Below are 4,888 nucleotides of genomic sequence, written 5' to 3'. Positions count from 1 at the left end.
TTAATAATCCAGTCAATTGGCCCAACGCTATTGGCAAGTTGTTCTACAGATTCCGCATCGGTAAGATCTGCCTTGCGCCATAAAACGGAGTTTTCGAGGTGTTTATCTTCCGGGGCGTTTTCGAAACCTGGAGAGCCTCTGAAAAAAGTAGCATGCACTTCCGCTTGTGGCATTACACGTACGATCTCTTCGACGAAAGACCGGCCGATTCCGCCGCTGCCACCAGCAACCAATATTTTCATAAAAGCCTCAACTTGATGAGTTTTACCTCCTACGCATCCGGGTGAGTATCCGGATCACATTTTATGCGAACGACTCACCCTGAAGGAGCGAGCTTCAGCTTATGGCTCAACTCGCTTTGAGCCAGCTATCGGCTCACATCAGAGATTAGACAGTGGGTTGGCTGACTCTCCCCAGGGGGGGGGGCAAACATATCTGCTACTTTTTCCTGAGTCACCTCTTCAATCACCGAATAAGTCCATTGCGGCTGATTATCCTTGTCCACCAGCAGTGCCCTGACGCCTTCCTGCAAATCACCTTTCAGCACACAGTTGATAGAGAGTACCAGCTCACTCTGAAAGACTTCTTTCAAAGAGTCATAGCGACTCCTCTTCAGTTGCTCATAGGCAATCACAGCTGATAGAGCCGAGCCGGTCAGAGCTATATTTCGTGCCTGCTCAAGCCAGCTGTCTTCCGTTTCCAGCGCTTTCAAATCGGCAATGATTGCCGAAAGGTTTGACTTGCCCATCATACGGGCAATCAGATCGCGATGTTCCCTGATTTTAGAATAAGGCAACCAGCCAGCACTGTTATCCGCATAATACTGAACGACGTCAGAGGCCACCTGATAATGATCTTCAGACCAGTCAGCTGCCTGAAGTGATTCCAGAACTTTTTTTCTAAAGGCATGATCAATAAATCGGTTAGCCAGTCCCAGATACATGGCGTCTGCAGGGTTTAAACGACATCCGGTCAAGGCCATAAACAGACCTATTTTGGCGGGCAAGCGATTCAGAATCCATGAACCACCGACGTCCGGATAAAGCCCTATAGTAATTTCTGGCATGGCCATGACAGAAGTGTCGGTCACGACCCGGAAGTCTGCTCCCGCCATCAGGCCAAAGCCCCCCCCCATAATCACCCCGTTACCCCAGCAGATCACCGGTTTGCGGTAGGTATGAATCAGGTAGTCAAGACGATATTCTTTTTCAAAAAACTGAGCCGGGGCACTGGTATCCCCATCAATGACACTTTGGCTTAGAGAACGGACATCCCCTCCGGCACAAAAGGCTTTTTCCCCAGCAGCCTGAAGAAAAATACAGACGATCTTGCTGTCTTCCTGCCATTCATTTAATCGTTCGTAAAGACTGTCTAACATGCCCTTGTCAAGAGCGTTAAGACTGCGTTCAGCATTGAGTGTAATAACACCGACCTGATGCCCGGAAGCTGTATCAAGCCTGTCAAACAGGACCTTTTCGGTCATTTCTTCTTCTCCTGCCATGACCAGCGATAAACCGGTCAATCGTTATCCTATGCTTGCCCGGGGTCACTGGACAGGCAGCTCTCTCAGTAATCCACTATATGAGACCATTGCGGGCTTTTCAAACCCGGATAATGATCACAATACTGCCTGAACCTGATCTACATCAGACCCAGCAGCGCAGTCGCCAATAGCAAAATAAAAGACCCCCCTATTCTCGAAGAAATCTGAGCATAGGGCATAAGATACATACGACGACTGGCTGATAACACCGCCACATCTCCGGTTCCACCCATATTGGCCATACAAAGACCAGCTGTTACGGAGGCCTCTATGGGATAAAAACCGAGGATTTTTCCTGTCAGGCCCGCCCCCAGTACCGCGCCCATCACAGTAGTCACCACCAGAATGAAATACTGGAGGGAGATCATTTGTGCAACCTGATGCAGGTCCGTAAAGCCTATTCCTATGCAGGCCAGTAAAGCCGGCGTCAGAGACATCACCATAAAATCACCCCATAGAGCCGCCCCTTCTTCAAAGCGGGAAGGTAATATTCCCAGAGCTTTGACAAGGCCAACAAAAAAAATCATCAAGGCGTAAGGGTGCAAAGAAATGAAGTGACTGAGCAGATAGCCCACAACATAGAAACTGGTTGCAACAAACAGTCCGGTTCCCATCTTTGCCAGATCCGGAATACGCTCGACTTTCTCTTCATGGCGGACAGCCTTCTGGCTTTTCATCAGTTTGCCATTACCTGTTAATCCGGGCTTGATTTTGCCCAGCTTTTCAAGCATTCCAGCTGCAATAATGGCGACCAGATTACCCAGTACAACGGCCGGGACCATTTTTGACAAAACGGTTGCGGCGTCGGAGCCTGAAATGTTGGCAAAGATCTCCGCCAGCGGTACGGCTCCTGCCCCCATTCCGCCCCCCATGATGGGCAGACCAACATAGAAAACAGCTTCAACAAAGCCAGTGCCAATGAGCATACCCGCGAGCCCTGCCAGCGTAATGGCACCAAGGACACCACCGACAATCACCGGCAAATACCAGAGTGCTGACCGCAGCAGCAGCCGCCTGTCCATTCCAAACAAACTGCCTGTAATAAGGCCTGATATAAACAAAGCAAGAAAACCCTGATTTCTGACGAAATCAGCGATTCTGGTAAAGAGTTCGGCTGGAATGCCCCCTGTCGCTACCAATAGGCTGGAGCCAAAAATGACAACAATCGGCCCTCCGCCCAAATAGTTGCGAACCCAGTCCAGATGCTCGCCAAGGGCGTTCAGGACACCGCCCAGCGCCATAAGAAAAGGAATCAGCCCAACCATGCCTGCTGGCAGACGTCCCGTGCAACCAGCAGCAATCACAACAACACATAGCAAACTCAGCCAGATCAACACCCCTCGCCGGGGTGATTGCCCCCCTGTCATCTGCTGCAACAAGGTTTCCATTAATGAACGCTATCCGTTAGTTTCAGGATGTATCTAACTAATAGCAAAGTTCAGGAAAATAGTGTTTTTCTTTCAGGGAGACATTCCATTCAGGGAGAAAAAAACAGGAGATTTTAAAAGTGGGAAGGGAGTAAAGATAAGACTCAAAACGGCCTTATGTATTCTCTCCACAACTTTCTGTGCCGCTGTCTGGTCAGCACATGAAATGCAATCTAATTCGTCAGGACAGTCTACATCGAATTATTTTTTTGAATAAATCCAAGCCAGACAAATAGCCTGGCCTGAATAAGAAAACTCAGTTTTTATTAGCCGTCTGAGCCTTGCCAATCGACTCAACGGTCAACCTTCCCTTGTCTTCAAGAATGGTATCCAGCGCCTGCTGAATCTCTTTGACGGAGACCGTTTTCACCTCTTCAGCAATCGACTTCTGGAAATCAAAGCCGGCTTCCTGACCATCCAGAGACTGCCAGAAACGGGAGCTGCGCTCATCCAGATTGGCATCTTTTTTCAGAAGATCACCCAGCAAGCCCTGATGATACTGCTCCAACTCTTCATCGGTCAGGGATTTCATCCTCTCTTTCTGGCCCAGCAGAAATGCCTCTACCTTATCCTCTATACCCTCTGGCCCAAGCACGGGCGACTGCACCACAAAGATCAGGCCGGGATGACGTTCGACAGGACGGGGACCGGCAAAGACGATGTAACCCAGCTGCTGCTCAGTCCTCAACTGGTTGAAGAAGGGGGTCGCCAAGAGTCTGCCCAGAAGGGAGTAGACAGCGCGATCTCTATCATCTGTGCCAGGACGCTGGTAGTAACTGACGTACAGAGAGTCATTATGGTTAAAGTCAGCCTTAATGGTACGCTTCCTGTCCTTCAGCAGATTGAGTGGCTGCCAGAACTGACTGCCACGGTTATCGTTCGTCAGCAAAGCTTTTTCGACCTGTTCGGCCAGCTTCATGCTCTCTTGAGAACTGAGATTACCGTGAACCAGCATTTGGATATAAATCGACCGGTAGAAGTCACTGGCAAACTGTTTAACATCACTCAGGGTGACCTTTTCCGCTGTCGCCAGCAGAGTCTGATCATCACGATAGTGGGGATAAAGCTCCTGACTTAAACGATCCATACCCAGTTTATAGGGAGGCTGAAACTGTTTGTTTTTTAGCCTTCTGATGAGCAGTGCCTTCTCTTGATCAAATCCGGCCTGATCGGGGTTGAACTGTTTGATGGCCTTGAGAATGTCGTCGAGCAGAAGTGCCTGCTTATCCTGATACCCGGACAGGGCAATGGTCAGTCCTTCCCGACCGGATGAAACACCGTAGTTCAGCCCCGCTTCTTTGGCTGGATAGCCGTACTCATTCAGGCTACGCCTCAAAAGGATACTGTAGAGTTGCATTTCTACGAGATCGTATTCCGTTCCGGAAGCCTTCTCTGAAGATATTTTGATGCGAACATTGGCTTTGGGCACTTCAAAGCTGCTGTCTGTCATACTCCAGACTTTAAAGCCGGGTTCTTCCAGTAGTACCCCGGGTGCATCATCCGAACTGCTTGCACGCAGTTTCAAATCCCTGGCAATGAAGTCGTTCGGTTCGGGAATGGTCATTTCTGCATGAACCTGAGGCGATAAAACCCGCTTCACCAGAGTATCTGCCAAAGGCTCAATGCTGTAATGAGTCTTGAAATAGGGCTCGACCTGATCTGTGTCAAGATCTCTGGCAATAACAACCTGTCTCATGTTCGAAGGCTTCATTTGATCCAGCAAATCACTGATCAGCTTGCGATCAAAGTCCTCGTACAGATAACTGGCCCTCAGAATATCCTGAGCCGGGATATCGTGAATACGAGTAGCCAGTCCGGATGCGGTCTGCTGCGGATTAGCATCTTCCTGGTAACGGAAGCCCAGGTCAGCCAGCTGGCGAGCTTCTTCAGTTATCCGGGGCTCCAGACCCACTTTGCG

At 49.6% G+C, this 4,888-nt stretch carries 4 protein-coding genes; all 4 read right to left on the bottom strand.

The window, feature by feature from the left end; genetic code table 11:
* The coding region (locus KDK19_RS15945; protein WP_257292346.1) for a hypothetical protein at positions 1-242 on the bottom strand (242 nt) is incomplete at its 3' end.
* 125 nt (positions 243-367) lie between these two features.
* Entirely contained in the window at positions 368-1,483 is a 1,116-nt protein-coding gene (locus tag KDK19_RS15940; protein ID WP_257292345.1) for an enoyl-CoA hydratase/isomerase family protein, read from the bottom strand.
* A gap of 158 nt (positions 1,484-1,641) precedes the next feature.
* Positions 1,642-2,931, bottom strand: coding sequence for a 2-hydroxycarboxylate transporter family protein (locus KDK19_RS15935; protein WP_257292344.1), 1,290 nt, complete (start codon positions 2,929-2,931; stop codon positions 1,642-1,644).
* Positions 2,932-3,226: 295 nt separating this feature from the next.
* Positions 3,227-4,888 (bottom strand): insulinase family protein (locus KDK19_RS15930; RefSeq protein ID WP_257292343.1); only part of this gene is annotated, 1,662 nt, incomplete at its 5' end.

The organism is Endozoicomonas sp. ONNA1 (genome assembly GCF_024606325.1).
Classification (GTDB): domain Bacteria; phylum Pseudomonadota; class Gammaproteobacteria; order Pseudomonadales; family Endozoicomonadaceae; genus Endozoicomonas_A.
The sequence above is the reverse complement of the archived record's forward strand: the minus strand, read 5'-3'. Positions and strand labels throughout refer to the sequence as shown.